The following is a 25,430-nucleotide window of genomic DNA, read 5'->3' on the forward strand; positions in this document are numbered from 1 at the left end:
AAGGCAACATTCGATTTCTAGCGATCGAATGTCACTATCTCGAAGTGTCGGCAAGGATCGCCACGCCAATCATCAACGCGTGATGAAGTAATAGGCAGCCAAAAGCAAGCCGATGGTGATCACGAAGCCGCGCATATAGATCTCCGGCAGGCGCCGAGCCGCGAAGACGCCGGACCAGCCGCCCAAGGCCACGCCCGGAATCATCGCCAGCGCCGACGGCCAGTCCACCACGCCGCCCGCCACGAAAACCACGATGGCGACAAGCGCGATCGTGGTGGCGAGAAGGTTCTTCAGAGCGTTGAGGCGATGATATTCGCCCCCTTGGCTCAGGCCGAGCGTCGCCAGCATCATGATGCCCATGCCGGCCCCGAAGAAGCCGCCATAGATCGCTGTCAGGAACTGCAGGAGCGGGGCGGCGATGCCCTTGCCGGCTTTGGCTTCTTGCGCATGGACGGCGCGCGGCTTCAGCCAGGGGCCGGCGGCGAAAAGCGCGGTCGCGGCAAGAAGCAGCCAGGGGACGAGGGCGCGGAACTGCGGGTTGTCGAGCGACAGAAGGATCAGCGCGCCGACGAGCGATCCGGCGAGCGAAACGAGAACGAGCACGAGCGCCCCGCGCCACATGCGTCGGATGTCGCCCCAATAAGCGAGCGTCGAGGTGACGTAGCCGGGAAACTGGGTGATGGAGGAGGTGGCGTTCGCCGAGATCGCCGGCGCCCCGGCGAGCGTCAGCGCCCCGAAGGAGATGAAGGTCCCTCCTCCGGCGACGGCGTTCACCGCGCCGGTGGCAAAGCCCGCCAGAAACAGGCCGAGGATTTCGAGAAGCGGCATGGCAGGGGACGGGTCCGGCGGCGGGGGTAGCGCTGAAGGCGATAGAAACCGCCGCCGCCGAAAGCAAGCCTCAGCCGTTGAGCGCGACGGGCCCAAGCTTTCCATCGAGACGATGGGGACCGGCATGCCCGTTCTCCCCTTCCCTTGGAGCCGAGAGATCGGCTCTCGTGCGCGGCAAGGCTTGCGGAAAGTTCTCCTGGAGGAAGCCGATCATCTTCTCGCGCACCTCGCAGCGCAGATCGAAGGTGCGCGGCGCGTTCTTGGCGCTGACCAGCATGCGGATCTGCATGGAGGATTCGGTGAAGTCGGTGACCTGCAGATTCACCACCTTGCCGTCCCAAAGCGGCGAGGCGTGGGCGATCTCTTCCAGCTTGGTGCGCAGCCGCGCCACAGGCACGGTGAAGTCGGTATAAAGCATCACCGTGCCGATGAGGGCCGCGCCCTCGCGCGTCCAGTTCTGGAACGGCTTCTCGATGAAGTAGGACAAGGGCACTACGAGCCGGCGCCAGTCCCACAAGCGCACCACGACATAGGTCGAGGTGATCTCCTCCACGTTTCCCCACTCGTTCTCGACCAGAAGCGCGTCGTCGATGCGGATCGGCTGGGTGATGGCGAGCTGGATGCCGGCCACGAGGTTCTTCAGGATGGGCTGAAGCGCGAGACCAGCGACGATGCCCGCCGCGCCCGCCGAGGCGAGCAGGCTGACGCCGTATTGGCGCACCCCGTCGAAGGTCATCAGCGCCGCCGACAGGGTGACGATCACGATCAGGGTTTCGGCGACGCGCTGGAGGATGCGCGACTGCGTGGCGTGCTTGCGGGCGAGAAGGTTGTCTTCCGCTTCCAGCTTGAAGCGCCTGAGGTGGATGGTGGTCCAGATGTGAAGCGTGGTTCGCGCCACCCAGCCGATGAGGAGGATCAGGAGAACCGACGTCACCTGATGGACGAACACCGCGCCCGTCGCCGGCAACGGCGCGGCGGAAGCCGACAGCGCGACGGCAAGCGTCAGAAAGGCGAGGCGCGTCGGCGCTTTCGTGCGCGACACGAGCGAGCGCGTGAACAGGCTGCGATTGGCCGTGATGCGCAGCACCATCCGGAACAGGACAGTGTGCAGCCACCAGGAAAGAAGCGTGACCGCGCCGATGAAGGTGGCGCTGACCAGCCAGTCCGGCAGCCAGGACAGGTCGCGTTCGAGGGCGGCAAGTGCGTTGTTCATGAAATCCCCTTCGCAGTTGCGAAAAGAGCAAGACATCGCGGCAGGCACGGTTCCCCGTTTCGGCCTGATTGGCTGCCATGCGCTCCCCGCAAGGCCCGTCTCGACAAAGCGCGCGCGAAAGTTTATGTGCGCGGCGTTCCTCAGAATAAATTGACCGTGTGATTTGCGGCCATGACCGGCAGGAGCCGGCATGAAACCAAGAGAGGCTACCTTCCATGAGCAACATCATCGCCGAGCTGGAATCGGCCGAGGCCGCGCGCATCGCCGCCGTCCGCACCATCCCAGAATTTTCTCCGGGCGACACCGTCCGCGTCAACGTCCGCGTCACCGAAGGCACGCGTACCCGCGTCCAGGCCTATGAAGGCGTCTGCATCGCGCGCTCGGGCTCGGGCATCCAGGAAAACTTCACCGTCCGCAAGATCTCCTATGGCGAGGGCGTGGAACGCGTGTTCCCGGTCTACTCTCCCATGCTGGAATCGGTGGATGTCGTGCGCCGTGGCCGCGTGCGCCGCGCCAAGCTCTATTACCTGCGCGATCGTCGCGGCAAGTCGGCCCGTATCGTGGAAGCCACGAACGTGCGCGCCCGCAAGCTGAACGACGAAGCCCGCGCCGTGGCGAGCGAGAAGGCCGCGAACGAGAAGGCCGCCAAGGCCGCTTCCAAGCAGGCCGCCGAGTAAGCTCTCAGTTCCCATCGCGATTTTCAGGAAAAGGCGGCCTTCGGGTCGCCTTTTTCGTTTTCGGCCGTCACGTCGAACCGCGCGAACCTTGAGACGGGCGACGTTTGGGCGGATAGGAGAGCCCATGTCCTTTAAGTCCCGCCTTTCGCGCATTCCCGTCGACCGCTTTCTTTTGGCCCTGATCGCAGCGGTCGCGATCGCCGCCTTCTTTCCCGCAAGAGGCCAAGCCGCCGAGGCGCTCGACTGGATCACGTTCGGCGCGATCGCCCTCCTTTTCTTTCTCTACGGCGCGCGCCTTTCGCCCCAGTCGGTCTGGCAGGGCCTTCTCCATTGGCGCCTGCAGGGCATCATCTTTCTGACCACCTTCGCGCTGTTTCCGTTGATCGGTCTCGCCGCCCATCCCGTCGCCGAGCGGATCTTGCCGCCCGAACTCGCCTTCGGCCTCCTGTTCGTCACGCTCCTGCCGTCCACCGTGCAGTCCTCCATCGCCTTCACCTCGATTGCGGGCGGCAACGTGCCGGCGGCGATCACCAGCGCCTCCTTGTCCAACATCCTCGGCATCGTGGTGACGCCGGCCCTCGTGGTGCTGACGGCGAGCAGCGGCGCGGGATCGGACGTCTTCAGCCTGGCGGCAATCGAGAAGATCGCGCTTCAGCTTCTCGCGCCCTTTCTTCTCGGTCAGCTTTGCCGCCCGTTGATCGGCAACTGGCTCTTGCGTCACAAACCGCTGACGAACCTCGTGGATCGCGGCTCGATCCTCCTGATCGTCTATGCCGCCTTTTCGGAAGGCGTCGTGTCGGGCGTCTGGCACCAGCTCGGAGCCGGCGAGATCGCGATCGTGGTTGTCGCCGACATCGTCATCCTCGGACTCGTTCTGGCGGCCACACATTTTGCCGGGGCCAAGCTCAGCTTCTCGCGGGAAGATCGGATCACCATCCTTTTCTGCGGCTCCAAGAAGTCGATGGCGACGGGCATTCCGATGGCGGGCATCCTGTTTCCGGGGCCGACCGTCGCCCTCGTCGTTCTGCCCCTGATGCTGTTCCACCAGATCCAGCTTTTCGCCTGCGCCGTGATCGCGCAGCGCTATGCCAGCCGCCGCGTCATCGGCCCGGCCCCAGACGTCGCAGAAATCTTCGCGAAGGAACAGGAAACGGCCTCGCCTGGAAAATGATTCCTTGGCAGGGCGTGGGGGCCATGACAATTTCGCGTTCCAACCCGCTTCCCGGAGTCGCGCTTCAGTGAACCGCCGCACGTTTCTCGCCGCCACCGCCTTCCTGGCCGTTTCGATGGCGATGCCGGCCTTCGCGCAAAGCGCCTTGCCCGATCTGCAAGGCCGCGCCGTCACGGTGGTGACGGAAAACGCCTATCCGCCGCTCCAGTTCGTGGACCCGAATTCCGGTCAGGCGATCGGCTGGGAATACGACGCGATGAACGAGATCGCCAAGCGTCTGAACTTCAAGCTGACCTATGCCAACGCCTCCTGGGACGCGATGATCGGCGCGGTGTCGGCCGGCCAGTACGATATCGGCATGACCGGCATCACCATCCGCGACGACCGCAAGGCTCAGGTCGATTTCTCCGACCCCTATATGCGCTCCGAATCCTTCATGCTGGTGCGCGCCGATGAAACACGCTTCGGCGACGCCGCCGCGTTCAAGGCTTTCGACAAAGGCCTCGTCGGCGCGCAGGCCGGCACCACGCAGTTCTATACGGCCGTCTACAGCGTCCTCGACGGCAATGAGCAGACCCCGCGCATCAAGCTCTTCGAGACCTTCGGCGCGCAGGTCCAGGCGTTGAAGACCGGCGACGTCGACGTGGTTCTCACCGACGGCACCGCCGGCAAGGGCTATGTGGACGCTTCAAGCGGGGCCTTGAAGCTCGTCGGCGGACCGCTCGGGGCGGAGGATTTCGGCTTCATTTTGCCCAAGGGCTCCGATCTCGTCGCCCCCGTCAACGCCGCGATCGCAGCCCTGAAGGCCGACGGCACCTTCGACGCGCTCACCAAGAAGTGGTTCTTGGGCTACAAGATGGGCCAGTGACGGCGCGCCGGTTGCGCGTGACGCCCAAGCGCCTTTCCGATCCCGACTTTCCGTGGTGGCTTTTGGCCCTCGGCGCTTGCGCGCTCGGGATCGCCCTTGCGGTCGCGCTCGATCCGGGCTGGCGCCGGATCGTTTCGGTGCTGGCGCAAGGGGCGGTCACCACGGTTCTCGTCACCGTTCTCGCCTTCGGCGGCGCGCTCGCGCTCGGCCTTCTCGTGGCGCTCGGGCGCCAGTCGCGCAGCCGGCTCGTCCGCAACGCCGCGCACTTTTATATCGAGGTGGTGCGGGGCATCCCGATCCTTGTTCTCCTGTTCTGGATCGCCTTCGTCGGGGCGCCCGCTCTCGTCGCCGGCTGGAACGTGATCTCCGCGCCGCTGGCAGAAGCCGGGCTGATCGAACCGCTTAGCGTTCGCGACCTGTCGCTTCTGGCGCGCGCCATCTTCGCCCTCGTGATCGCCTATTCGGCCTTTCTCGCCGAGATTTTCCGGGCGGGCATCGAGGCGGTGCCGGCGGGACAGGTAGAAGCGGCGAAGGCGCTCGGCCTCAAGCCCCTGCAGCGGCTTCGCCTCGTGATCCTGCCGCAGGCCGTGCGCACCGTTCTGCCGCCGCTCGCCAACGACCTCGTGTCGATGGTGAAGGACTCCTCGCTCGTGTCCGTGCTCGGCGTCGCCGACATCACGCAGATGGGCAAGGTCTACGCGTCGGGGTCCTTCCGCTTCTTCGAGACCTATTCGATCGCGGCCTATCTTTATCTTCTGATGACCGTGTCGGTGTCGCTTCTTGCGCGGCGCCTGGAAACGCGCCGCGCGCCGGCTCAGCCCTTGAAGAGCGTGCCGGGATAGCTCTTCTCGTCGGGAAGCGTCGTGTTGCCTTGCCCGAGCGGCAGTTGCATCAGCACCGTGTCGATCCAGCGCCCGAACTTGAAGCCGGACGCTTCCATGATCCCGAGATGCGCGAAGCCCGCCTTTTCGTGGATGCGGATGGAGGGCTTGTGGTCCGAACCGCCGATGACGCCGATCATCTGGCGGAAGCCGAGTTCGGTACAAAGCTCGATCAGCCGCGTCAGAAGCGCCAGACCGATGCCCCGGCCCTGTGCGTCCGGGTCGAGATAAACCGAATCCTCCACCGACCAGCGATAAGCCGGGCGCGCGCGAAAGGCGCTGCCATAGGCATAGCCGAGGATGCGTCCATCGGCGTCCTCGGCCACGAGATAGGGATAGCCGTCGCCCGTCACGGCGCGGAAGCGGTTCTCCATCTCGGCCAAGGCGGGCGGCACGAGTTCGTAGGTCGCCGTGCCATGGAGAACGGCATGCTCGTAGATGCGCGCGATGGCCGGCACGTCGGCAAGGGTGGCGTTGCGGATCGTATAGGCACTCATGGCAGCCGCGCTCGATTGAAGAACGGCCCCCTGTCGCAAGCGCCGGCGCAAAAGAAAAGGGCGCCCGGTGAGGCGCCCTTCCTTATCGATCGTCCATGCCGTTGTTGTTAGCGGCGGTCGCCGAAGAACTGCAGCAGGAACATGAACATGTTGATGAAGTCGAGGTAGAGCGTGAGCGCGCCCATGATGGCCTTGCGGCCCATCACCATCGAGCCGTCGCCCTCGTAGTACATTTCCTTGATCTTCTGCGTGTCGTAGGCCGTGAGCCCTGCGAAGACGAGCACGCCGATGGCCGAGATGGCGAAGGCGAGCGCGCTGGACGCCAGGAAGATGTTCACGATCATCGCCAGCACGAGGCCGATCACGCCCATGAACAGGAACGAGCCCCAGGCGGAAAGATCGCGCTTCGTCGTATATCCGAAAAGCGACAGCGCGCCGAAGGCGGCGGCCGTGATGAAGAAGACCTGCACCACAGACTGCTGCGTGAAGACCAGGAATACGGTCGACAAGGACAGGCCGACAAGCGCGGCATAGGCCCAGAAGGTCGTCTGCGCCGCCGATACGCTCATCTTGTGGATACGGAAGGACAGGAACATGACCATGGCGAGCGGCGCCAGCATCAGCACCCACTTCAAGGGCGAGGCGAACACCGCCTGACCGAGCCCGGTCAGGCCGACAATGTCGCCGGCGCCGTCCGTCACCACCGCCGCCGAGAACAGGCCGTAGGCGGCGGCGCCCGTGATGGCGAGGCCGACCGCCATCAGGTTGTAGACCTTCAGCATGTAGGTGCGCAGACCCTGGTCGATGGTGACGTCCACCCTCGACCCGGCTGCGGGAACGCTGCGAGCGCCCCAGTTGCGATTGTCAGCCATCGGATGACTTCCCTTTGCACGGACCCCGCTCGAAATCCGGCGGGACGGTTCTCATGGCGAAATATGCGGCGCTCCGCCGCCAAGCACAAGGGAGGAGCACCACCGGGAGTGGTTCGAGGGGGTTAAATTTGCGTCATGAAGGCCTCGGGACCGCCCATTCAAAGCTCGCGCAAAACGGGCGCGGCCTTCTGGCCGAGAACGCGCCATGTGCCGGCAAGACCGATACCGACGGTCAGCAGGAGGGACACGAGAACGGTGGTGAGCGCGATCGTCCAGTCGAAATGGAAGGGCAGGTCCATCACCTGCGCCACCACGTACCAGGCCGCAAGCGCCCCGGCCGCGACGGCGAAGACGGCGGTGGCGAGGCCCAGCATCATGTATTCCGCCGTGTAGCTCGCGATCAGAACGCGCCGGGTGCCGCCGAGCGTCTTCAACACCACCGCGTCGTGGATGCGCCGCCGCGTGCCGGCCGCCAGCGCTCCGGACAGGACGAGCACGGAGGCCACCAGCGCGACGGCCGCCGCCGCCCGGATGGCGAGCGCAAGCTGGGCGACGAGCGAGTTCACCGCGTCCAGCGCGTCCTTCACCCGCACCGTCGTCACCGCCGGGAAGCGGTCGGCGATGCCGTTCAGGACGCCGCGCTCGACTTCCGCCCCGCCATCCGGGATCGACAGGGTGGCGAGCCAGGCATGGGGCGCGCCGGCAAAGGCGTTGGGCGAGAAGACCATCACGAAGTTGATCGACAGCGATTCCCATTCCACGTCGCGGAAGTTGGCGATCCGGGCGGTGATGTCGCGGCCGAGCACGTTGACGGTGATCGTCTGCCCGAGCTTCAGACCGAGTTGACGGCCCTGCTCGGCGGCGAAGGACACCAGCGGCTCGCCCGTATAGCCGGGCGCCCACCACTCCCCTTCCGACAACCGGGAGTTCTTGGGAAGAACGTCGTCATAGGTGATGCCCCGGTCGCCGCGCAGCACCCAGGCGCCTTCCGGCGGCACCTTCACCTGCGAAGTGTCGACGCCGTCGAGGCGCGTGATGCGCCCGCGCAGCATGGGCGCGGCCTCGAGCGTCGAGCCGGGCGTGAGGCGCTGGATCTCCTGCCGGAACGGGTCGATCTCGCCGTTCTGGATGTCCACGAAGAAAAAGTCCGGCGCGCGCTGGGCGAGATTGCCGGAGATTTCGCGCCGAAGATCGTTGTCGATGGTGGCGAGCGCCACGAGAAGCGTCAGGCCGAGGCCGAGCGACAGGACGACAGAGGGCGTCAGCGCGCCGGGCCGGTGGATGTTGGCGAGCGCCAGGCGCCAGGCCACGGCGCGGGGATGGGGCGCGGCTTTCGCCAGCCGCATGATGCCGAGCGCCACGGCATTAAGGATTAGGAAGGCGACTGCGGTGGCCACGAGGAAGATCGCGGCGACCTTGCGGTCATCGGCCATGAGGATGGCGAGCGCCGCCACGCCGAGCGCGAGAAGAAGGGCCCCGCCGAGATAGGAGGCGCGAAGGCGACCGCCCGCCCCCGCCCCGCCAATGTCGCGGAACAAGGCGGTCGCCGGCACGTCGCGGGTGCGCCCGAGCGGCACGAGCGCGAAGGCGAGCGCCGTCAGAACGCCGAAAAGGGCAGCGACGAGAAGCGCGGTCGGATAGATCGACGGCTCGGCCGCGATCGGGATGAAGGCTTCCAGAAAGCGCGCCGCAACAAAGGGCGCGATCGCCCCCAGAACCAGCCCCGCCAAGATGCCGACGCCCGCCAGGATCATGATCTGGAGAAGATAGACCTTGGACACGAAGGCCCCGCCCGCGCCCAGACTCTTGAAGGTCGCGATGACGCCGCGCTTGGTGCCGAGATGCGCGTTCACCGCATTGGCGACGCCGACGCCCCCGACGATCAGGGCGGACAAGCCGACAAGCGTCAGGAACTGGCCGAAACGCTCGATATTGCGCTGAAGGGTCGGCGCGGCGCGGTCGGACGTGCGGATGCTCCAGCCGGCGCTCGGGAAACGCGCGTTAGCGTCCTTGGTGAGGTCCCCGGCATAGGTCGCCTCCTTCAGGCGGACCTTGTAGTCGAACTCCACGAGGCTGCCGGGCTGGATGAGCCCCGTGACGTTCATCGCGGCACGCCCCACGAGGAGCCGGGGCGCGAAGTTGAAGCCGTCGGACAGAACGTCGGGTTCGTTGGTGAGAACACCGCGAAGCTCCAGTTCGGCACTGCCGACGCGAAGCACCGCGCCCGGCTTCAAACCGGTGCGCTCCATAAATTCGGGCGCGGCGAGCGCGCCGAAGCGCCCGTTTCGGGTCCCCAGGAGGTCGCCCAAAGGCTCGGGCGGGGTGGTCGCGACTTGGCCGTAAAGCGGATAGGCCCCATCCACGGCTTTGAGCTCCACCAGGGTCGGGTCGCCTCCGGCCGCCGGGCGCGCCATGGTGCGCATGGACACGGTCTCGGAGACCGCTCCCAGCGACTGGAGATAGGAAAGCTCGTCGGGTTTGGCCTCGCGCTGCGTCAGGCCGTAGCGCACGTCGCCGCCGAGAATCGCCCGTCCTTCCCGCTCCACCGCTCCCGCCATCATGGCGGCGACGGAGTTCACCGCCGCGATGGCCGCGACGCCGAGCATGATGCAGGCGAGGAAGATCGCGAAGCCGCGAAGCCCCGCGCGCATTTCGCGAAGCGCGAAGCGCAGCGCCAGACGCCAATCGTGGCCGCGCGCCGCCGGGGCGGCGGAGGAAACCGCGCTCACGCGGAAACCGCGTGGAGATGGGCGGCGCGGCTTTCGATCATGCCGGACGAAACGCGGATTTCCCGGCCGCAACGCGCGGCAAGCGAGGGATCGTGGGTGACGAGAACGAGGGTCATGCCCCGCCGCGCCTGCTCGGCGAAGAGAAGGTCGGCGATCTGCCGGCCGGTTTCGCCGTCGAGATTGCCGGTCGGCTCGTCGGCGATAAGAATGGCGGGCTCGGGCGCGAGGGCCCTTGCGATCGCGACGCGCTGCTGTTCGCCGCCCGACAGCTCGCTCGGATAATGCGAAACGCGCCCCGCGAGGCCGACATTGGCGAGTTCCGCTTCGGCCCGCGGGAAGGCATCTGGCCGTCCGGCAAGCTCCAGGGGCACCGCGACGTTTTCCAGCGCCGTCATGTTCGGGATGAGATGGAAGGACTGGAAGACGATGCCGACGCTGCGCCCCCGAAAGGCGGCGAGCGCGTCCTCGCTCAAGGGCCCGAGCGTGGTGCCGGCGATCTCCACCAACCCACGATCGGCGCGCTCCAGACCGGCGAGCACCATCAGGAGCGTCGATTTGCCCGACCCGGACGGCCCGACGATGCCGACGGACTCAGCTTGGCCGACATTCAGGGACACGCCCTTCAGGACATGCACGGCCGTTCGGCCCGTTCCCAGCGTCAGATGGACGTCTTCGAGGCGGATCGCCGGGTCAAGCACGGGGCATCGGTTCCTATATGGAAGGGGAACGGCGGGCGCGATGCCCGTGGCTGACCGTGGATATGGGCCGATGATGCACCGCTTCCAAGTTTTCCGCGCCGCGCTGACGGCTTTGTGTTTCCTCGTGTCGCCGTCCCTCGGCTCCGCGCAGGAGAAGCCGGTCGAGGTGGTGGCCTTCGGCGACAGCCTGTCGGCCGGCTTCGGCGTCGGCCCGGGCGAAAGCTTTCCCGAACAGCTCCAGGCAGCCTTGAAGGCGAAGGGCTACGATGTCGCGGTCGCCAATGCCGGCGTGTCGGGCGACACCACCAGCGGCGGCCTTCAGCGCATCGACTGGTCCGTGCCGCCAACGGCCAAGCTCGTGATCCTCGAACTCGGCGCCAACGACGCCCTGCGCGGCATATCGCCCGCGATTACCAAAAAGAATCTCGACGACATGCTGAAGCGCCTGACCGAGCGAGGGCAGAAGGTGGTGCTTGCCGGCATGCTCGCGCCGCCGAACATGGGCGAGGATTACGCGGCAAGCTTCAACCCGATCTACAAGCGGCTTGCCGAGAAATATGCCGTGCCGCTCTATCCGTTCTTTCTGGACGGTGTCGCCGGCAATCGCGACCTGAACCAGCCGGACGGCATGCACCCGACGAAGGCCGGCGTCGCGGTGGTGGTGGAGCGCATTCTGCCGCTCGTCACGAAGGAACTCGACGCCATCCGCGCCGGGTGAGGCGCGCCTTCTTTACCTTGCGTTGCATTTTCCTGTGAACGAAGCGGATTTTCGTTCATCCCCGCGCGAGCGAACCGCCCTATCCTCCTGTTGCGGGTTCTCTCGTGCCCGCGGCGGTTTTCGCCCGCCTTTCGGCATCGAAGGAGTCCTCCCATGCCGCGATTGTTCGTTGCTCTCGAAATTTCCCGCGATGCTGCGCTTCGGCTTTCCATGCTGAAGGGCGGCCTGCCTTGCGCCCGTTGGATCGATCAGGAGAACTATCACATCACCCTGCGCTTCATCGGCGACGTGGATGCGCGCTTCGCCGACGAGGCGGTGGCCGCGCTCGACCGGATCGAGGCCCCCGCCTTCGAGGTCCAACTCGCCGGCCTCGACGCCTTCGGCTCCCGGAAGCCCCATTCGATCTATGCGGGCGTGTCGCCGAACCCGGCGCTGGAAGCGCTGCAAGGCGATGTCGACCGGGCGCTGCGCCGCATCGGCCTCGCCCCCGATCCGAAGAAGTTCACGCCGCACGTGACGCTCGCGCGGCTGCGCCAGCCGAAATCCGAGGAAGTCGCGCGCTATTTGTCGGGGCGCGGCGATTTCCGTTCCGAGCCCTTTCGCGCCTCGCGCTTCGTGCTCTTCTCCTCCAAGGACTCGGTCGGCGGCGGGCCTTATCTCGTGGAAGAAGCCTTTGAACTCATGCCGGAACGCGGCGCGTCGTCGGGCGGTGGCACCATTCGCGAAAGCATCGCCGCCGCCTGGCGCTAAAGAGCATAAGGGGCGCGGCCTGCCTTGGCAGCGCCCCTTCCCGACGCCATGTTTCCCGGCAATTTCCGAAGATGGAGGCTGGACGGGCATGGCGCGGGGACTGGAGATCGTGAAGGAGCGGATCGACGCCATTCTGTCGCCGGCCTCGCCGCGCGAGCAGGAGAAGCAGGAAGCGCAGGTGCGCTCGTCCTTTCTCCAATCGGTGCGCCGCGCCCTGCGCCACGTGCCCTTCATGGAGGATGTCGTCGCTTCCTATCATTGCGCGCTCGACCCGCAGACACCGGCCGCGTCCAAGGGCATTCTTCTCGCCGCGCTCGCTTATTTCGTGATGCCCATCGACATCGTGCCGGACTTCATCGTCGGTCTCGGCTTCACGGACGATGTGGCGGTGCTCCTCGCCGCCTTCAAGGCGGTGCAGAACAACATCCGGCCCGAACATTACGACAAGGCCCGCGAAACGCTGGGCGAAATGGAGAAGCGGCCGACCGCTCCCGAATAACGGCCTCCCGATCACGGATTCGGGATCGGGTGCGAAAGCCGGGCAAGGACCTGTTTACGCTGTTTCAAGACTTCTTTAGTCAAATCGCGCCGATCGTCCCCCATCGCCCGGCGCCGGGGACAGGCCTTCATGGCCGACCCCCGCGCGCCGCCAGCGCCAAGCCGAGAGCCAAGGGAGCTCACATGAACAGGATCTTCGCCGCGGCGACCGTCGTCCTTCTCGCCGCGACCGCAGGTGCCGCCGCGCAGACGCCGACCCGCCTCAACCAGTTCGACAAATGGGGTTCCTACTCCTACACCGCGTCCGGCGCGAAGGTCTGCTACATCCTGTCGACCCCGATCACCATGGAGCCGCCGAGCGTCGACCACGGCGACATCTTCTTCCTGATCTCGCAGAAGCCCGGCCAGAACGTCACCTACGAGCCGCAGGCCGTGATGGGCTATCCGATGAAGGACGGCTCCAAGGTCACGGTGGATGTCGACGGCAAGAAATACACGCTCTTCACGCGCGGCGAATCCGCCTGGATGGAGAACGCGGCCGAAGAGCCTGCCTTCATCAAGGCGCTTCAGGCGGGCAAGTCGCTGAAGGTGGACGCCTTCTCCAAGCGCGGCACCGCCACGCACTACACCTATTCCCTGGCGGGCGTTTCGGCGGCGCTCCAGTCCATTAAGAGCTGCAAGTAACAAAGCGTCGGGCGCGGCGGCACGGCCGGTTTCGCGCCCACCCCTTGCGCAGCGAGGCGAAAACGGTCACTTAAGCGGCATCCCGATGTTTTCCGCGACCCCGATACGGCGCTCGTCCACGCCGTTCGCGAGAGGCCGATTTCAAGCGATGTCCCTTTCGATCGATCTTGGCCCCGCGCCGATCCGGGCGCCGGCCCGTATCTCCCTCCCCGCCGAAAAGCCGCATCTCGTGGGCCTTGGCCGGGAAGCGTTGGCTCAAGCGCTGGAGAAAGCCGGCGTCCCGGCGAAGCAGGTGCGGATGCGCACGGCGCAGATCTGGCACTGGCTTTATGTGCGCGGCGTTTCCGACTTCTCGGCGATGCGCAACATCTCGAAGGACCTGCGCGAGAAGCTGATCTCCGAGTTCGACATTTCCCGGCCCGAAATCGTCGAGGAGCAGATTTCCGTCGATGGCACGAGGAAATGGCTGCTGCGCTACCCGCCGCGCGGCGCCGGCCGCCCGGTGGAAGTCGAGGCCGTTTATATCCCCGAAAAAGGACGCGGCACGCTTTGCGTGTCCTCCCAGGTCGGCTGCACCCTCACCTGCACCTTCTGCCACACGGGCACGCAGCGCATGGTGAGGAACCTCACCGCCGGCGAGATCGTGGGACAATTGCTGATCGCGCGCGACCGGCTCGGCGACTTTCCCGCCCACGACACGCCGGACGGGGCGATCGTGCCCGGCGAGGGTCGCCTCGTGTCGAATGTCGTGATGATGGGCATGGGCGAGCCGCTCTACAATTACGACAACGTGCGCGACGCGCTGGCCGTCGTGTCGGACGGCGACGGGCTCGCCATCTCCAAGCGCCGCATCACCCTGTCCACCTCCGGCGTCGTGCCGATGATCCGCCCGACCGGCGAGGAAATGGGCGTCGGCCTCGCCATCTCGCTCCATGCGGTGCGCAACGATCTTCGCGACATCCTCGTGCCGATCAACCGCAAATATCCGTTGGAACAACTTCTGGAAGCCTGCCGCACCTATCCCGGCGCGTCCAACGCCCGGCGCATCACCTTCGAATACGTGATGCTGAAGGACGTCAACGATTCCGACGAGGAAGCGCGCGAGCTGGTGCGGCTCCTGAAAGGGATTCCGGCCAAGATCAACCTCATCCCCTTCAATCCCTGGCCGGGCTCGAACTACGGCTGCTCGGACTGGGACCGCATCGAGCGCTTCGCCGCGATCGTCAACGAGGCGGGCTACGCCTCGCCGATCCGAACGCCGCGCGGCCGCGACATCCTGGCCGCCTGCGGCCAGTTGAAGTCCGAATCCGAGCGCATGAAGAAGACCGAGCGCATGGCGGCTGGCGCCGCCGCCTGAAGCGGCCTTGACCTTCCCCTTGGGGGAAGGTCCATCTCCTCGTCCTGGATCACTTGGATCATCGGAGACGAGACATGAGAATGCCCGCCATCCTCGGCCTTGCCGCCTTTCTCGCCGTTCCCGCCTTGGCTCACGCGCAGGACGCGCATGGCGGCATGGACCATTCGAAAATGGATCATGGCGCTGCGCCGGCCGCATCCGCCAATGTCGACCCGGCCTATGCGAAGGCCTGGAACGAGGCGCTGGCCTCCATGCATGCCGACATGGCGGTGGAGCCGACAAGCGACGCCGATCTCGACTTTCTCAAAGGCATGATCCCCCATCACGAGGGCGCGATCGCGATGGCGAGGATCGAGCTTCAATACGGCAAGGACCCGAAGGTGAAAGCGCTGGCCGAAAAGATCATCGCCGCGCAGGAAGCCGAGATCGCCGAAATGAAGGCTTGGATCGCGGAGCGGAAGTAACGCGGATCGACACTATCTGAGGCAGCATGATCCTGGTCCTGCGCCTCGTGTTCCTGATTCCGCTCGGCTTCGTGGCGGCTTGCCTCGGAGCCGCCTTCGCGTTGATCGGGCCCTTCGTCGGGCCCTTTCCGCCGTTGGACCAGGACCCCCTCTATTGGTTCGAACTCGCCTGGGCCTTCGGCATCCAGGCCGTGCAGATTGGCTCCGTCGCCTTTCTGCCCTGGGCCTGTTTCATGATCGCGACCGAGTTTCTGGGGCTTGGCTCGATCCTGATCCACGCGGCGGCAGGACTCTTGGGCGCCTTCGCATACTTGCGCCTTTCCTATGACGGCGCCATGCCGGATGGTGGCGTGCGCACGGCTGTCATCGCCGCCGGCCTCGTCTTCGCCCTCGTTTACTGGCTGGTCGCCGGGCGCGGCGCGGGCCGCGAACGCTCCCGTCAGCGCGAGGGCGTCAGGAGGATCGAAACCGCGAAGCCTGAGAACACCGACGCGAAGACGTAGTCGATGCCGCGCATCACCTTCGGCCGGCTCTTCAAGGTGCCGGCGATGGCTTCGGCCGCCAGAATGATGCCAGCGCAGACCGGCGTGCCGATCACCACGAAATAAACCCCGAAGAAGAACAGCTTCGCCCCCGCATGGGGATCGCCCGCCGACACGAAACTCGGCAAAAAGGTCACAAAGAACAGGATGATCTTCGGGTTGAGAAGATTGATCCCGAGGCCGAGCAGCCAGTTGGAGGCGAGCGAGCGCTCCCGGCCGGCCGCAAGCGTCGCCGGATTGAAGGACGAGCCGTTGCGGATCGCCTGGAAGGCGAGCCAGCCGAGATAAAGCGCGCCGCCGATCTTCAGGACGGCGAAGGCACCGGGCGAAGCGGCGAGCAGCGCCGACAGGCCGAAGGCGGCAAGCGTCGTGTGGACGAGAACGCCGCAAAGCGCCCCGCCCATGGCGGCGAATCCTGCAGTTCTTCCCTGCGCCAAGGTGCGCCCCACGAAAAGCGTCATGTCGGGGCCGGGCGTGATCGCCAGAACGAAGGCGGCGAGCGTGAAGGCCAGAAGCGGCCCCGTATCGGGAATGAAGTCCATGACGGCGGATCTCCGGAAAGTCTTGGTCTTTTATCCTCGCCTCACCTCCGCCGCCAGCCCCGCTACCGGCTCAACGCCAGGCGACCAGAAGCGCGCCGGCCGCGATCAGGAAAACGCCGAGCCAGCCGGACAGGCTCAACCGCTCGCCGAGAAATATCGCGCCGAACAAGGCGACCAGAACCACGGAAAGCTTGTCGATGGGCGCGACCTCGGCCGCCTGACCGATCTTCAACGCCCGGAAATAAGCCAGCCATGACAAGCCCGTCGCGCAGCCGGACAGGACGAGGAACAGCCAGCTTCGCCCCGAGATGGTGGACAATCCCTGCCAGCTTCCCGTGATCGTCAGGATCAGCGAAAGCACAGCCAGGATCACGAGCGTGCGGATCAGTGTGGCGAAGTCCGAGCCGACATTCTCGACGCCGAGCTTGGCGAAGATCGCGGTCAGGCTCGCGAAAAGCGCGGACAGAACTGCCCAGAACTGCCAGGATGCCGTCATATCCGCTCTTCCTGCCTTTCGCGAAGCCGTGTTAGAGCCGGCTTCATCTTTGAGTTTCGAAACGGATGGTGAGTGAATGCCCGCACATCGCGACGTCAAGAAGGTGGTTCTCGCCTATTCCGGCGGCCTCGACACTTCCATCATCCTGAAATGGCTGCAAACGGAACTCGGCGCCGAGGTCGTGACCTTCACCGCCGATCTCGGCCAGGGCGAGGAACTGGAGCCGGCGCGCCGCAAGGCCGAGATGCTCGGCATCAAGGAAATCTTCATCGAGGACGTGCGCGAGGAATTCGTGCGCGACTTCGTGTTTCCGATGTTCCGCGCGAACGCCCTTTACGAGGGCATCTATCTCCTCGGCACCTCCATCGCGCGGCCCCTGATCGCCAAATACCTCGTCGACATCGCCGCGAAGACCGGCGCCGACGCCGTCGCCCACGGCGCGACCGGCAAGGGCAACGATCAGGTGCGCTTCGAGCTTTCCGCCTATGCCCTGAACCCGGACATCAAGATCATCGCGCCCTGGCGCGATTGGAGCTTCAAGAGCCGCACCGACCTTCTCGATTTCGCCGAGAAGAACCAGATCCCGGTCGCGAAAGACAAGCAGGGCGAAGCGCCCTTCTCCGTGGACGCCAACCTCCTCCACTCGTCCTCGGAAGGAAAGGTGCTGGAAGACCCGGCCGAGGAAGCGCCGTCTTACGTCTACCAGCGCACCATCAGCCCCGAGGAAGCGCCGGACCGGGCGACGGTGGTGGAGATCGGCTTCTCCAAGGGCGACGCGATCTCGATCGACGGGCAGATCCTGAAAGCCCACGAGATCCTGGCGCGCTTGAACGATCTCGGCCGCGACAACGGCATCGGCCGCATCGATCTCGTGGAAAACCGCTTCGTCGGCATGAAGTCGCGCGGCATCTACGAGACGCCCGGCGGCACGATCCTCCTCGCCGCCCACCGCGCGATCGAGTCCATCACGCTGGATCGCGGCGCGGGGCACCTGAAGGACGAGCTGATGCCGCGCTATGCGGAGCTGATCTATAACGGCTTCTGGTTCTCACCTGAGCGTGAGATGCTCCAGGCGCTGATCGACAAAAGCCAGGAGCACGTGGAAGGCACCGTGCGCCTGAAGCTCTATAAGGGCAACGTCATGGTGATCGGCCGCTCGTCGCCCAAATCCCTGTATTCCGACGCCCTCGTCACCTTCGAGGACGATCGCGGCGCCTACGACCAGAAGGACGCCGCCGGTTTCATCAAGCTGAATGCGCTCCGCCTGCGCACACTGGCGAAACGCGACCGGCTGTAGCTGGAAACCGTCCTCGGTCGCGCCCATCTTTGCGATCAGCAAAGAAAGGCGCGGCCTATGATTCCCTATTCGGTTCTCGATCTTTCCAATGTCGGCGAAGGGCAAACGGCGGCGGATGCGCTTCGCAACTCCGCCGACCTGGCTCGCCACGCCGAAAGCCTCGGCTACGGGCGCTTCTGGCTGGCCGAGCACCACAACATGACCGGCATCGCTTCGGCCGCCACCTCGATCGTCATCGGCCATGTCGCGGCGGCGACGAAAACCATCCGCGTCGGGGCCGGCGGCATCATGCTGCCGAACCACGCGCCGCTCGTGATCGCCGAGCAGTTCGGCACGCTCGCGACGCTTTTTCCCGGCCGCATCGATCTCGGCCTCGGCCGCGCGCCGGGCTCGGATATGCTCACCGCCAGAGCCCTTCGGCGCAATCTCGAAGGCGGCGACAGCTTCCCCCACGACGTCGTGGAGCTGATCAACTATTTCGAGGACGCCCAGCCGGGCCAGCGCGTTCAGGCCTTTCCGGGCTCTGGAATTAAGGTGCCGGTCTTCATCCTCGGCTCCTCGCTCTACGGCGCGCAGCTCGCCGCGCATCTCGGCCTGCCTTACGCCTTCGCCTCGCATTTCGCCCCTGCCATGCTCAACCAAGCAATCGAGGTCTATCGCGACACCTTCCGCCCTTCCGTGACGCTTGCCGAGCCATGGTTCATCCTGGCCGTGAACGTCTTTGCCGGCGAAACGGACGAGGAAGGGCAATACCTGCGCTCTTCCATGGCACAGGCTTTCGTGAACCTTCGCACCGGTAATCCCGGCCCCCTGCCCCGCCCGGCCGAAAACCTCGAATCCTTCGTGGATCGTTTCGCGCTGGCCGGCGCCGACGAGGCCTTGTCCTGCGCGGCCACCGGCTCGCCCGAAACCGTCAGGCGCGAGCTGGGGGCCCTGGTCGATCGCCATCGCCCGGACGAGGTGATCGTCGTCGGCGCGATCCACGACCATGCCAAGCGTTTGCGCTCCTACGAGATCGCGGCCGAGGCCTTGCGCTCCTTGACCGTTTCGCGGCAAGCCGCCGAGTGAGTGAACGGGAGAAGCTTCGCATGACCGAACGAAACGACGCGGGTCACCTGTTCCCGCCGCTGGGCGCTTACGACATCCCGGTCTTCGACGGGCTCGACCGCGCCGGCTTTTCCAGCGCCTTCGACCGCGCCATGGCCGAGCACCGCGCCGAGATCGACGCGATCGCCGCCGATCCCGCCGCCCCGAGTTTCGCCAACACAGTCGGCGCGATGGAGCGGGCCGGCGAAGCGATGAACCGCGTGATCCCGAGCTTCTATGCGCTGGCCGGCGCGGACACGGACGACACGATCCAGGCGATCGAGCGCGAGGTCGCGCCCAAGCTCTCGAGGCACTTCTCGGCCATCACGCTGAATGAAACCTTGTTCAAACGGCTGGACGCGGTCTTCACCGCCGACGGGGACGGGCTTACGCCAGAGGAAAAGCGGCTTCTGGAGCGCGTCCACAAGGGTTTCGTGCGCGGCGGCGCGAAGCTGGAGGGCGAAGCACGCGAGCGGCTGGCATCGATCGGCGCCCGGTTGTCGGAACTCGGCACCGCCTTTTCGCAGAACGTTCTGGCCGACGAGAAGAACTTCGTTCTGCCGCTGGCCGAAAGCGACGTCGCCGGCCTGCCGGAATTCCTGCGCGCTTCCATGAAACAAGCGGCCGGCGAGCGCGGGATCGAGGGCTATGCGCTGACTTTATCGCGCTCGATCGTCGTTCCCTTCCTGTCCTTGTCCGACAGGCGGGACCTTCGCGAACGCGCCTTCAAGGCCTGGATCGCGCGCGGCGAGAACGAGGGGCCGACCGACAACCGCGCCATCATCAAGGAAACCCTGGCGCTCCGGGCGGAAAAGGCGAAGCTTCTCGGCTTTCGCTCCTATGCCGACTACAAGCTCGACGATTCCATGGCCAAGACCCCGGCCTCCGTACGCGCTCTCCTGACCGAAGTCTGGGACGAGGCGGTGACGCGCGCCGGCACGGATGCGACCGCCCTTTCCGCGCTCCATGCGGCCGGCGGCGGCAACACGCCGCTGGAGCCCTGGGACTGGCGCTACTTCGCCGAAAAGCGCCGCCGTGCCGAGTTCGCGATCGACGATGGGGCGTTGAAATCCTACTTCGCCCTCGACCGCATGATCGAGGCGGCCTTCGACGTCGCGGGACGCTTGTTCGGTCTGTCCTTCGAATATCTGGATGACGCCAAGGCTTGGCGACCGGACGTGCGCGTTTGGCGCGTGCGCGACAAGGACGGTCACGAGATCGGCCTTTTCCTCGGCGATTACTTCGCGCGCTCCTCCAAGCGCTCGGGCGCGTGGATGAGTTCGCTCCGCGACCAGCACAAGCTGGATGGCGGGCAAACGCCGATCATCTACAACGTCATGAACTTCGCGCGGCCCCCCGAAGGCCAGCCGGCGCTCCTGTCCATGGACGACGCGCGCACCCTGTTCCACGAATTCGGCCATGCGCTGCACGGCCTCCTGTCGAACGTGACATGGCCGACCCTGTCGGGTACCTCCGTGTCGCGCGACTTCGTGGAACTGCCCTCGCAGCTTTTCGAGCACTGGCTGACAGTGCCGGCGATCTTGGAGCGCCACGCGCTCCACATCGAGACCGGCGAGCCCCTCCCCGCCGAACTCGTCGCCAAGCTGGAACGCGCCCGCACCTTCGACGCCGGCTTCGACACGGTGGAATACACCTCGTCCGCCTTGGTGGATCTCGCGCTTCACGAGGCGGCGGAAGCGCCCGCCGATCCGGCCGCGCGCGAGGCCGAGATCCTCGCCGAGTTGAAACTGCCGCGCGAGATCGTCATGCGCCACCGCTCGCCGCATTTCGCCCATATCTTCTCCGGCGAGGGCTATTCGGCGGGCTATTACTCCTACCTCTGGTCGGAGGTGTTGGATGCCGACGCCTTCGAGGCCTTCACCGAAACCGGCGATCCTTTCGACGCGAAGACGGCGGCGCTGCTTCTCGCCAATGTCTATTCCGCTGGCGGCACCAGGGACCCGGCCGAACTCTACCAAGCCTTTCGGGGCCGAATGCCGACATCCGCTGCGCTGATGAAGAAGCGGGGTTTTGCGGCGTAAACTTCCTTCCTTGATGACCCTTGACGCCCGTTCGGCTCCCGCTGGACGGGCGTTCTTGTTTCGTCTACCTTTGTTCGCGCATTATCCCGTGAAGTAACCTGCGTTGAGTCGGGGGCGTCAGCATGCAGACCATCCTTCTGGCCGGCGCGGTTCTTTTCGCCTTCGCCGCCTTCGTCGCGGCGGTCCTCGCCTATTGGCGCACCGCGCGGCTGGAAGGCGCGCTCGACAGCCAAGCGCTTCTCGCCGGCCAGGACAAGATCCATGCCCGTCTCGTATCGCTTGCCGAGATGCATGTGCGCGCCGAGCGGGCGCAGCGCGAGGAAGGGCGTTTGGCCCGCCAGGAAAGCACCGATCACGGCCGGGCGCTGCGCGAGGAAGTGGCGCACAATATCGACCGCCTCGCCGACACCCTGTCGAAGCGCCTCGCCGAGGTCGCGGGCGCGCAAGGAGCGCAGTTGGAGACCTTCGCCGGCCAGTTGCGCCAAAGCGCGGCCGAGTCCGCGCAGCGCTTGAAGGAAAGCCAGGAGGATTTCGGCCGTCGCCTCGGCGCGATCAACGAAACCAACGCGCGCGCCGGCGAGGCGCTGAAGGCCGGCGTCGAAGCGCAGCTTTCCACCCTTCGCAAGGAAAACGACGCCAAGCTCGAACAGATGCGCGTCACCGTGGACGAGAAGCTGCAGGGCACGCTGGAGCAAAGGCTCGGCGAAAGCTTCAAGATCGTGTCGGAGCGCTTGGAGGCCGTGCACAAAGGGCTCGGCGAGATGCAGGCGCTCGCCACCGGCGTCGGGGATCTCAAGCGCGTCCTCACCAACGTCAAGTCGCGCGGCACCTGGGGCGAGGTGCAGCTCGGCGCGCTTCTGGAACAGATGCTGGCGCCGGGACAGTTCGCGGCGAACGTGTCCACCGGCGGGCGCGGTTCGGAGCGGGTGGAATATGCCATCCGCCTGCCCGGCCACGAGGAAGGGCGCGAGGTTCTGCTGCCGCTCGACGCCAAGTTCCCGATCGAGGATTACGAGCGGTTGCAGGCTGCCAGCGAAGGCGGCGATGCGATCGCCGTGGAGATGGCGGCCAAAGCCTTGGAGTTGCGGGTGCGCGCCTCGGCCCGCGAGATCGGCGAGAAATACGTCAACCCGCCGACCACCACCGATTTCGCCATCCTGTTCCTGCCGACCGAGGGGCTTTATGCCGAGGTCATCCGCCGGCCGGGCCTTTGCGATGATCTTCAGCGCGAGTACCGCATCACGGTGGCCGGCCCGACGACGCTGACCGCCATTCTGTCCTCGCTGCAGATGGGTTTCAGGACGCTCGCCATCCAGAAGCGCTCCGGCGAGGTCTGGCAGGTGCTGGGCGGCGTGAAGGCCGAGTTCGGCAAGTTCGGCCCGGTTCTCGATAAGGTGAAGAAGAAGCTTCAGGAAGCCTCCAACCATATCGAGGCGGTGGAAACGCGAAAGCGCGCCATCGACCGCCGCCTGCGCGACGTGGAAGCCTTGGAGATCGGCCCGACCGTGCCGAGTGGCCTCGGACTTCTGGAAGCGGAGGAAGCCGACCGCGAGGAGGGCGACGAGCGCTTCGTGGACGCCGCGCAGTAGCTTCGGCTTGATCCATATGTTCGAGGATCGCGCGATCCTCGAACACGGATAGCCTACTTCAGCTTGTATGGCATGCGGGCGCGCAGTAGGCGCAACCATTGGCGGATGTTGGATATTTGGTCTTCGCCGTCGCCACGGCAGTGGTGCCTGTAGCGTGTTCACCAAGGTAGCTGCGATTGCCAGCTTGAGGCATCCATGAGCACCCCTCGCGATGCACTTCATGATCGCCGTTGGCCTGCGCATTATCGTTAACGTAATACGATGCCATTGTTCGTCCTTAGGTTGTTATTTTCAACCATAGGATGTTGTTCTACTTCAGGAGGGATGTCGATATATAAAGGATGCGGCAAATGCGTCGTCACCTCGGCTACGGAGCCCCCACGCGCTCGCATCCATCCCCCGCGCGTCGCGCAGGGCTTGGGCGGCGGGTTGGCCTTTCGCATCTGCGATAAATCGTGTAGGGAGCCGCAAAACCCCAAAGCGGCGGCCTGCGGCACGAATGCCCATATGATCCGCCGGACCCCTTTTCCGAACCGGTGGACTTCATGAAGCTTCGCAACATCGCGATCATCGCGCACGTCGATCACGGCAAAACGACCCTCGTCGACAAGCTCCTCGCGCAGTCCGGCTCCTTCCGCGAGAACCAGCGCACGGAAGAGCGCGCGATGGATTCCAACGATCTGGAAAAGGAGCGTGGCATCACGATCCTCGCCAAGGCGACCTCGGTCGTCTGGAAGGATGTCCGCATCAACATCGTCGACACCCCCGGCCACGCCGATTTCGGCGGCGAGGTGGAGCGCATCCTGAACATGGTGGACGGCGCGGTGATCCTCGTCGATGCTTCCGAAGGCCCGATGCCGCAGACGAAGTTCGTGCTCGGCAAGGCGCTCAAAGTGGGCCTCAAGCCGATCGTCGCGATCAACAAGATCGACCGCCCGGACGAGCGCCACGAGGAAGTGCTGGACGAGATCTTCGATCTCTTCGTCGCGCTCGACGCCAACGAGGAGCAGCTCGACTTCCCCGTTCTCTACGGTTCGGGTCGCGGCGGCTGGATGGCCGACGCGCCGACCGGCCCGCAGGACAAGGGCCTGGAGCCGCTGTTCGACCTGATCCTGAAGCACGTTCCCGAGCCGGATACCGCCAGCAAGGACGAGCCCTTCAAGATGATCGGCACGATCCTCGAGGCCAACCCCTTCCTCGGCCGCCTCATCACGGGCCGCATCCAATCGGGTTCCTTGAAGCCGAACCAGGCGGTGAAGGTGCTCGGCCAGGACGGCACGCAGCTCGAATCCGGCCGCATCTCTAAGATTCTCGCCTTCCGCGGTCTCGAGCGCCAGCCGGTGGACTATGCCGAAGCCGGCGACATCGTCGCCATCGCGGGCCTGTCCAAGGGCACGGTCGCCGACACCTTCTGCGACCCGTCGGTGACGGACGCGCTCGCCGCGCAGCCGATCGACCCGCCGACCGTCACCATGAGCTTCCTCGTCAACGATTCGCCGCTCGCCGGCACCGAAGGCGACAAGGTCACGAGCCGCGTCATCCGCGATCGCCTCATGAAGGAAGCGGAAGGCAACGTCGCCTTGAAGATCGAGGAGTCGGAAGACAAGGACTCCTTCTATGTTTCGGGTCGCGGCGAATTGCAGCTTGCGGTTCTGATCGAGACCATGCGCCGCGAAGGCTTCGAGATCGGTGTGTCGCGTCCGCGCGTCGTGATGCAGCAGGATGAGGCCACCGGCGAAACGCTGGAGCCGATCGAAGAGGTCGTGATCGACGTCGACGAGGAGCATTCGGGCGTCGTCGTTCAGAAGATGAGCGAGCGGAAAGCCGAGATGAAGGAGCTGCGCCCGTCGGGCGGCGGTCGCCAGCGTCTCGTCTTCCATGCCCCGACGCGCGGCCTCATCGGCTACCAGTCGGAACTTCTGACGGACACGCGCGGTACGGCGGTGATGAACCGCTTGTTCCACTCCTACCAGTCCTACAAGGGCCCGCTGGCCGGTCGCATCAACGGCGTTCTGATCTCCAACGCGCCGGGCGAAGCGGTGGCCTACGCGCTCTTCAACCTGGAAGATCGCGGCCCGATGGTCATCGATCCGGGCGTGAAGGTCTATCAGGGCATGATCATCGGCATTCACTCGCGCGACAACGATCTGGAAGTGAACGTCCTCAAGGGCAAGCAGCTCACCAACATCCGCGCCGCCGGCAAGGACGAGGCGGTGAAGCTGACGACGCCGATCCGCATGACGCTCGACCGCGCCCTGTCCTGGATTCAGGACGACGAGCTCGTGGAAGTGACGCCGAAGTCGATCCGCTTGCGCAAGCTTTACCTCGACCCGAACGAGCGCAAGCGCTTCGAGAAGAGCAGCAAGGTCGCCTGATCCAAAGGCGAACTCGAAGGAACATTGAAGGGCGGGGCCGCGAGGTCCCGCCTTTTTCGTTTGGTCGATGCTTGTTTCAGGCGCTCCGAAGGCCGACCTTTCCCGGCAGTTGCAACTTGGGAGAGCTTGCCTCATGGGTCTTCTGTCCGGCCTTCTCGGCCTTGCCAGCGATGTCGATATCGGCGCCGTTTCGCGCGATCTGGAACCGGTGCTGGTGCCGGACGAGACGGTGGAGGTGGCCTTCGCCATCCTGCGCGATCTCGTGGTCTTCACCGATCGCCGCGTGATCTTCGTGGACAAGCAGGGCATGAGCGGGCGCAAGCGCTCCTATCATTCCATCCCCTACCGCTCGATCACCATGTTCACGGTGGAAACCGCCGGCACCTTCGATGCGGACGCCGAACTCACCATCCACGTGTCCGGCCAGCCGAACCCGATCCGGCGGGAATTGTCGCGCGGCGCCAATCTCGTCGGCATCCAGAAGTCGCTCGCCGCCGGCGTCCTCGGGCGCCGATAAACGAAAGAGGCGGGGATCGCTCCCCGCCTCCTTCTTGTC

24 protein-coding genes and 1 pseudogene are annotated in these 25,430 nt (G+C 65.5%); 17 read left to right on the plus strand and 8 right to left on the minus strand.

What is annotated here, in order from left to right; genetic code table 11:
• Positions 1 to 72 precede the first annotated feature (72 nt).
• Positions 73 to 828 (minus strand): sulfite exporter TauE/SafE family protein, encoded by a 756-nt coding sequence (locus F9929_RS12865; RefSeq protein ID WP_152046983.1) that lies wholly within the window; start codon positions 826 to 828, stop codon positions 73 to 75.
• Positions 829 to 898: 70 nt separating this feature from the next.
• Positions 899 to 2,041, minus strand: coding sequence for a mechanosensitive ion channel family protein (locus tag F9929_RS12870; RefSeq protein WP_152046984.1), 1,143 nt, complete (start codon positions 2,039 to 2,041; stop codon positions 899 to 901).
• Between the two features lie 215 nt (positions 2,042 to 2,256).
• On the opposite strand from F9929_RS12870, the gene rplS reads away from it, so the two are divergent.
• The 4 genes from rplS to F9929_RS12890 all read left to right on the plus strand — a co-directional run bounded on the left by rplS (position 2,257) and on the right by F9929_RS12890 (position 5,599).
• Positions 2,257 to 2,718, plus strand: a complete 462-nt coding sequence (gene rplS, locus F9929_RS12875; protein WP_152046985.1) for a 50S ribosomal protein L19 — start codon at positions 2,257 to 2,259, stop codon at positions 2,716 to 2,718.
• A 124-nt stretch (positions 2,719 to 2,842) separates the two neighbouring features.
• A complete protein-coding gene (locus tag F9929_RS12880; protein WP_152046986.1) occupies positions 2,843 to 3,889 on the plus strand; it encodes a bile acid:sodium symporter family protein in 1,047 nt (348 codons plus the stop codon).
• A 115-nt stretch (positions 3,890 to 4,004) separates the two neighbouring features.
• The gene (locus tag F9929_RS12885; protein ID WP_152047118.1) at positions 4,005 to 4,757 is read left to right on the plus strand and encodes a transporter substrate-binding domain-containing protein; all 753 of its coding nucleotides are present in this window, start codon (positions 4,005 to 4,007) and stop codon (positions 4,755 to 4,757) included.
• Positions 4,754 to 5,599 carry an amino acid ABC transporter permease gene (locus F9929_RS12890; RefSeq protein ID WP_235919259.1) on the plus strand — a complete coding sequence of 282 codons (846 nt, stop codon included), beginning with the start codon at positions 4,754 to 4,756 and terminating at the stop codon, positions 5,597 to 5,599. Before F9929_RS12885 ends, F9929_RS12890 begins: the two co-directional genes overlap by 4 nt.
• Here F9929_RS12890 and F9929_RS12895 read toward each other — a convergent pair.
• From F9929_RS12895 to F9929_RS12910, 4 genes are all read right to left on the minus strand, one after another.
• Positions 5,572 to 6,135 (minus strand): GNAT family N-acetyltransferase, encoded by a 564-nt coding sequence (locus F9929_RS12895; protein WP_152046987.1) that lies wholly within the window; start codon positions 6,133 to 6,135, stop codon positions 5,572 to 5,574. The two genes, F9929_RS12890 and F9929_RS12895, sit on opposite strands and share 28 nt — an antisense overlap.
• Before the next feature lie 107 nt (positions 6,136 to 6,242).
• Positions 6,243 to 7,007: a Bax inhibitor-1/YccA family protein gene (locus F9929_RS12900; RefSeq protein ID WP_152046988.1), complete on the minus strand. Its 765-nt coding sequence runs from the start codon at positions 7,005 to 7,007 to the stop codon at positions 6,243 to 6,245.
• Between the two features lie 158 nt (positions 7,008 to 7,165).
• Complete coding sequence (locus F9929_RS12905; RefSeq protein ID WP_152047120.1) at positions 7,166 to 9,658, minus strand: ABC transporter permease; 2,493 nt, start codon at positions 9,656 to 9,658, stop codon at positions 7,166 to 7,168.
• 74 nt (positions 9,659 to 9,732) lie between these two features.
• Positions 9,733 to 10,434: an ABC transporter ATP-binding protein gene (locus tag F9929_RS12910; protein ID WP_152046989.1), complete on the minus strand. Its 702-nt coding sequence runs from the start codon at positions 10,432 to 10,434 to the stop codon at positions 9,733 to 9,735.
• A gap of 73 nt (positions 10,435 to 10,507) precedes the next feature.
• On the opposite strand from F9929_RS12910, the gene F9929_RS12915 reads away from it, so the two are divergent.
• The 7 genes and pseudogenes from F9929_RS12915 to F9929_RS12945 all read left to right on the plus strand — a co-directional run bounded on the left by F9929_RS12915 (position 10,508) and on the right by F9929_RS12945 (position 15,408).
• The gene (locus F9929_RS12915; protein ID WP_152047121.1) at positions 10,508 to 11,152 is read left to right on the plus strand and encodes an arylesterase; all 645 of its coding nucleotides are present in this window, start codon (positions 10,508 to 10,510) and stop codon (positions 11,150 to 11,152) included.
• A 153-nt stretch (positions 11,153 to 11,305) separates the two neighbouring features.
• Positions 11,306 to 11,902: an RNA 2',3'-cyclic phosphodiesterase gene (gene thpR / locus F9929_RS12920; protein WP_152046990.1), complete on the plus strand. Its 597-nt coding sequence runs from the start codon at positions 11,306 to 11,308 to the stop codon at positions 11,900 to 11,902.
• 88 nt (positions 11,903 to 11,990) lie between these two features.
• The gene (locus F9929_RS12925) at positions 11,991 to 12,401 is read left to right on the plus strand and encodes a YkvA family protein (protein ID WP_152046991.1); all 411 of its coding nucleotides are present in this window, start codon (positions 11,991 to 11,993) and stop codon (positions 12,399 to 12,401) included.
• Positions 12,402 to 12,583: 182 nt separating this feature from the next.
• A complete protein-coding gene (locus tag F9929_RS12930; RefSeq protein WP_152046992.1) occupies positions 12,584 to 13,084 on the plus strand; it encodes an invasion associated locus B family protein in 501 nt (166 codons plus the stop codon).
• A gap of 211 nt (positions 13,085 to 13,295) precedes the next feature.
• Positions 13,296 to 14,441, plus strand: a pseudogene (rlmN, locus tag F9929_RS12935) (23S rRNA (adenine(2503)-C(2))-methyltransferase RlmN); the annotation flags it as partial.
• 74 nt (positions 14,442 to 14,515) lie between these two features.
• Positions 14,516 to 14,905, plus strand: coding sequence for a CopM family metallochaperone (gene copM / locus F9929_RS12940; protein ID WP_152046994.1), 390 nt, complete (start codon positions 14,516 to 14,518; stop codon positions 14,903 to 14,905).
• Positions 14,906 to 14,931: 26 nt separating this feature from the next.
• Entirely contained in the window at positions 14,932 to 15,408 is a 477-nt protein-coding gene (locus F9929_RS12945) for a hypothetical protein (RefSeq protein WP_152046995.1), read from the plus strand.
• Here the strand turns inward: F9929_RS12945 and F9929_RS12950 are convergent.
• Together F9929_RS12950 and F9929_RS12955 are read right to left on the minus strand one after the other, a co-directional pair.
• On the minus strand, positions 15,345 to 15,989 hold the full coding sequence (locus F9929_RS12950; protein WP_152046996.1) for a LysE family translocator: 645 nt from the start codon (positions 15,987 to 15,989) through the stop codon (positions 15,345 to 15,347). The two genes, F9929_RS12945 and F9929_RS12950, sit on opposite strands and share 64 nt — an antisense overlap.
• Before the next feature lie 70 nt (positions 15,990 to 16,059).
• Positions 16,060 to 16,485 (minus strand): EamA family transporter, encoded by a 426-nt coding sequence (locus F9929_RS12955; RefSeq protein ID WP_152046997.1) that lies wholly within the window; start codon positions 16,483 to 16,485, stop codon positions 16,060 to 16,062.
• Between the two features lie 76 nt (positions 16,486 to 16,561).
• On the opposite strand from F9929_RS12955, the gene F9929_RS12960 reads away from it, so the two are divergent.
• The 6 genes from F9929_RS12960 (at position 16,562) to F9929_RS12990 (ending at position 25,391) form a co-directional block, all read left to right on the plus strand.
• A complete protein-coding gene (locus F9929_RS12960) occupies positions 16,562 to 17,782 on the plus strand; it encodes an argininosuccinate synthase (RefSeq protein ID WP_152046998.1) in 1,221 nt (406 codons plus the stop codon).
• 57 nt (positions 17,783 to 17,839) lie between these two features.
• On the plus strand, positions 17,840 to 18,850 hold the full coding sequence (locus F9929_RS12965) for an LLM class flavin-dependent oxidoreductase (RefSeq protein WP_152046999.1): 1,011 nt from the start codon (positions 17,840 to 17,842) through the stop codon (positions 18,848 to 18,850).
• Positions 18,851 to 18,870: 20 nt separating this feature from the next.
• Positions 18,871 to 20,910, plus strand: a complete 2,040-nt coding sequence (locus F9929_RS12970; RefSeq protein ID WP_152047000.1) for a M3 family metallopeptidase — start codon at positions 18,871 to 18,873, stop codon at positions 20,908 to 20,910.
• Between the two features lie 122 nt (positions 20,911 to 21,032).
• On the plus strand, positions 21,033 to 22,499 hold the full coding sequence (gene rmuC / locus F9929_RS12975) for a DNA recombination protein RmuC (RefSeq protein ID WP_152047001.1): 1,467 nt from the start codon (positions 21,033 to 21,035) through the stop codon (positions 22,497 to 22,499).
• A gap of 545 nt (positions 22,500 to 23,044) precedes the next feature.
• Entirely contained in the window at positions 23,045 to 24,874 is a 1,830-nt protein-coding gene (gene typA, locus F9929_RS12985) for a translational GTPase TypA (RefSeq protein WP_152047003.1), read from the plus strand.
• Between the two features lie 133 nt (positions 24,875 to 25,007).
• Positions 25,008 to 25,391: a PH domain-containing protein gene (locus tag F9929_RS12990; RefSeq protein WP_152047004.1), complete on the plus strand. Its 384-nt coding sequence runs from the start codon at positions 25,008 to 25,010 to the stop codon at positions 25,389 to 25,391.
• Positions 25,392 to 25,430 lie beyond the last annotated feature (39 nt).

This window comes from Aureimonas psammosilenae (assembly GCF_009176975.1).
Taxonomy (GTDB): domain Bacteria; phylum Pseudomonadota; class Alphaproteobacteria; order Rhizobiales; family Rhizobiaceae; genus Plantimonas; species Plantimonas psammosilenae.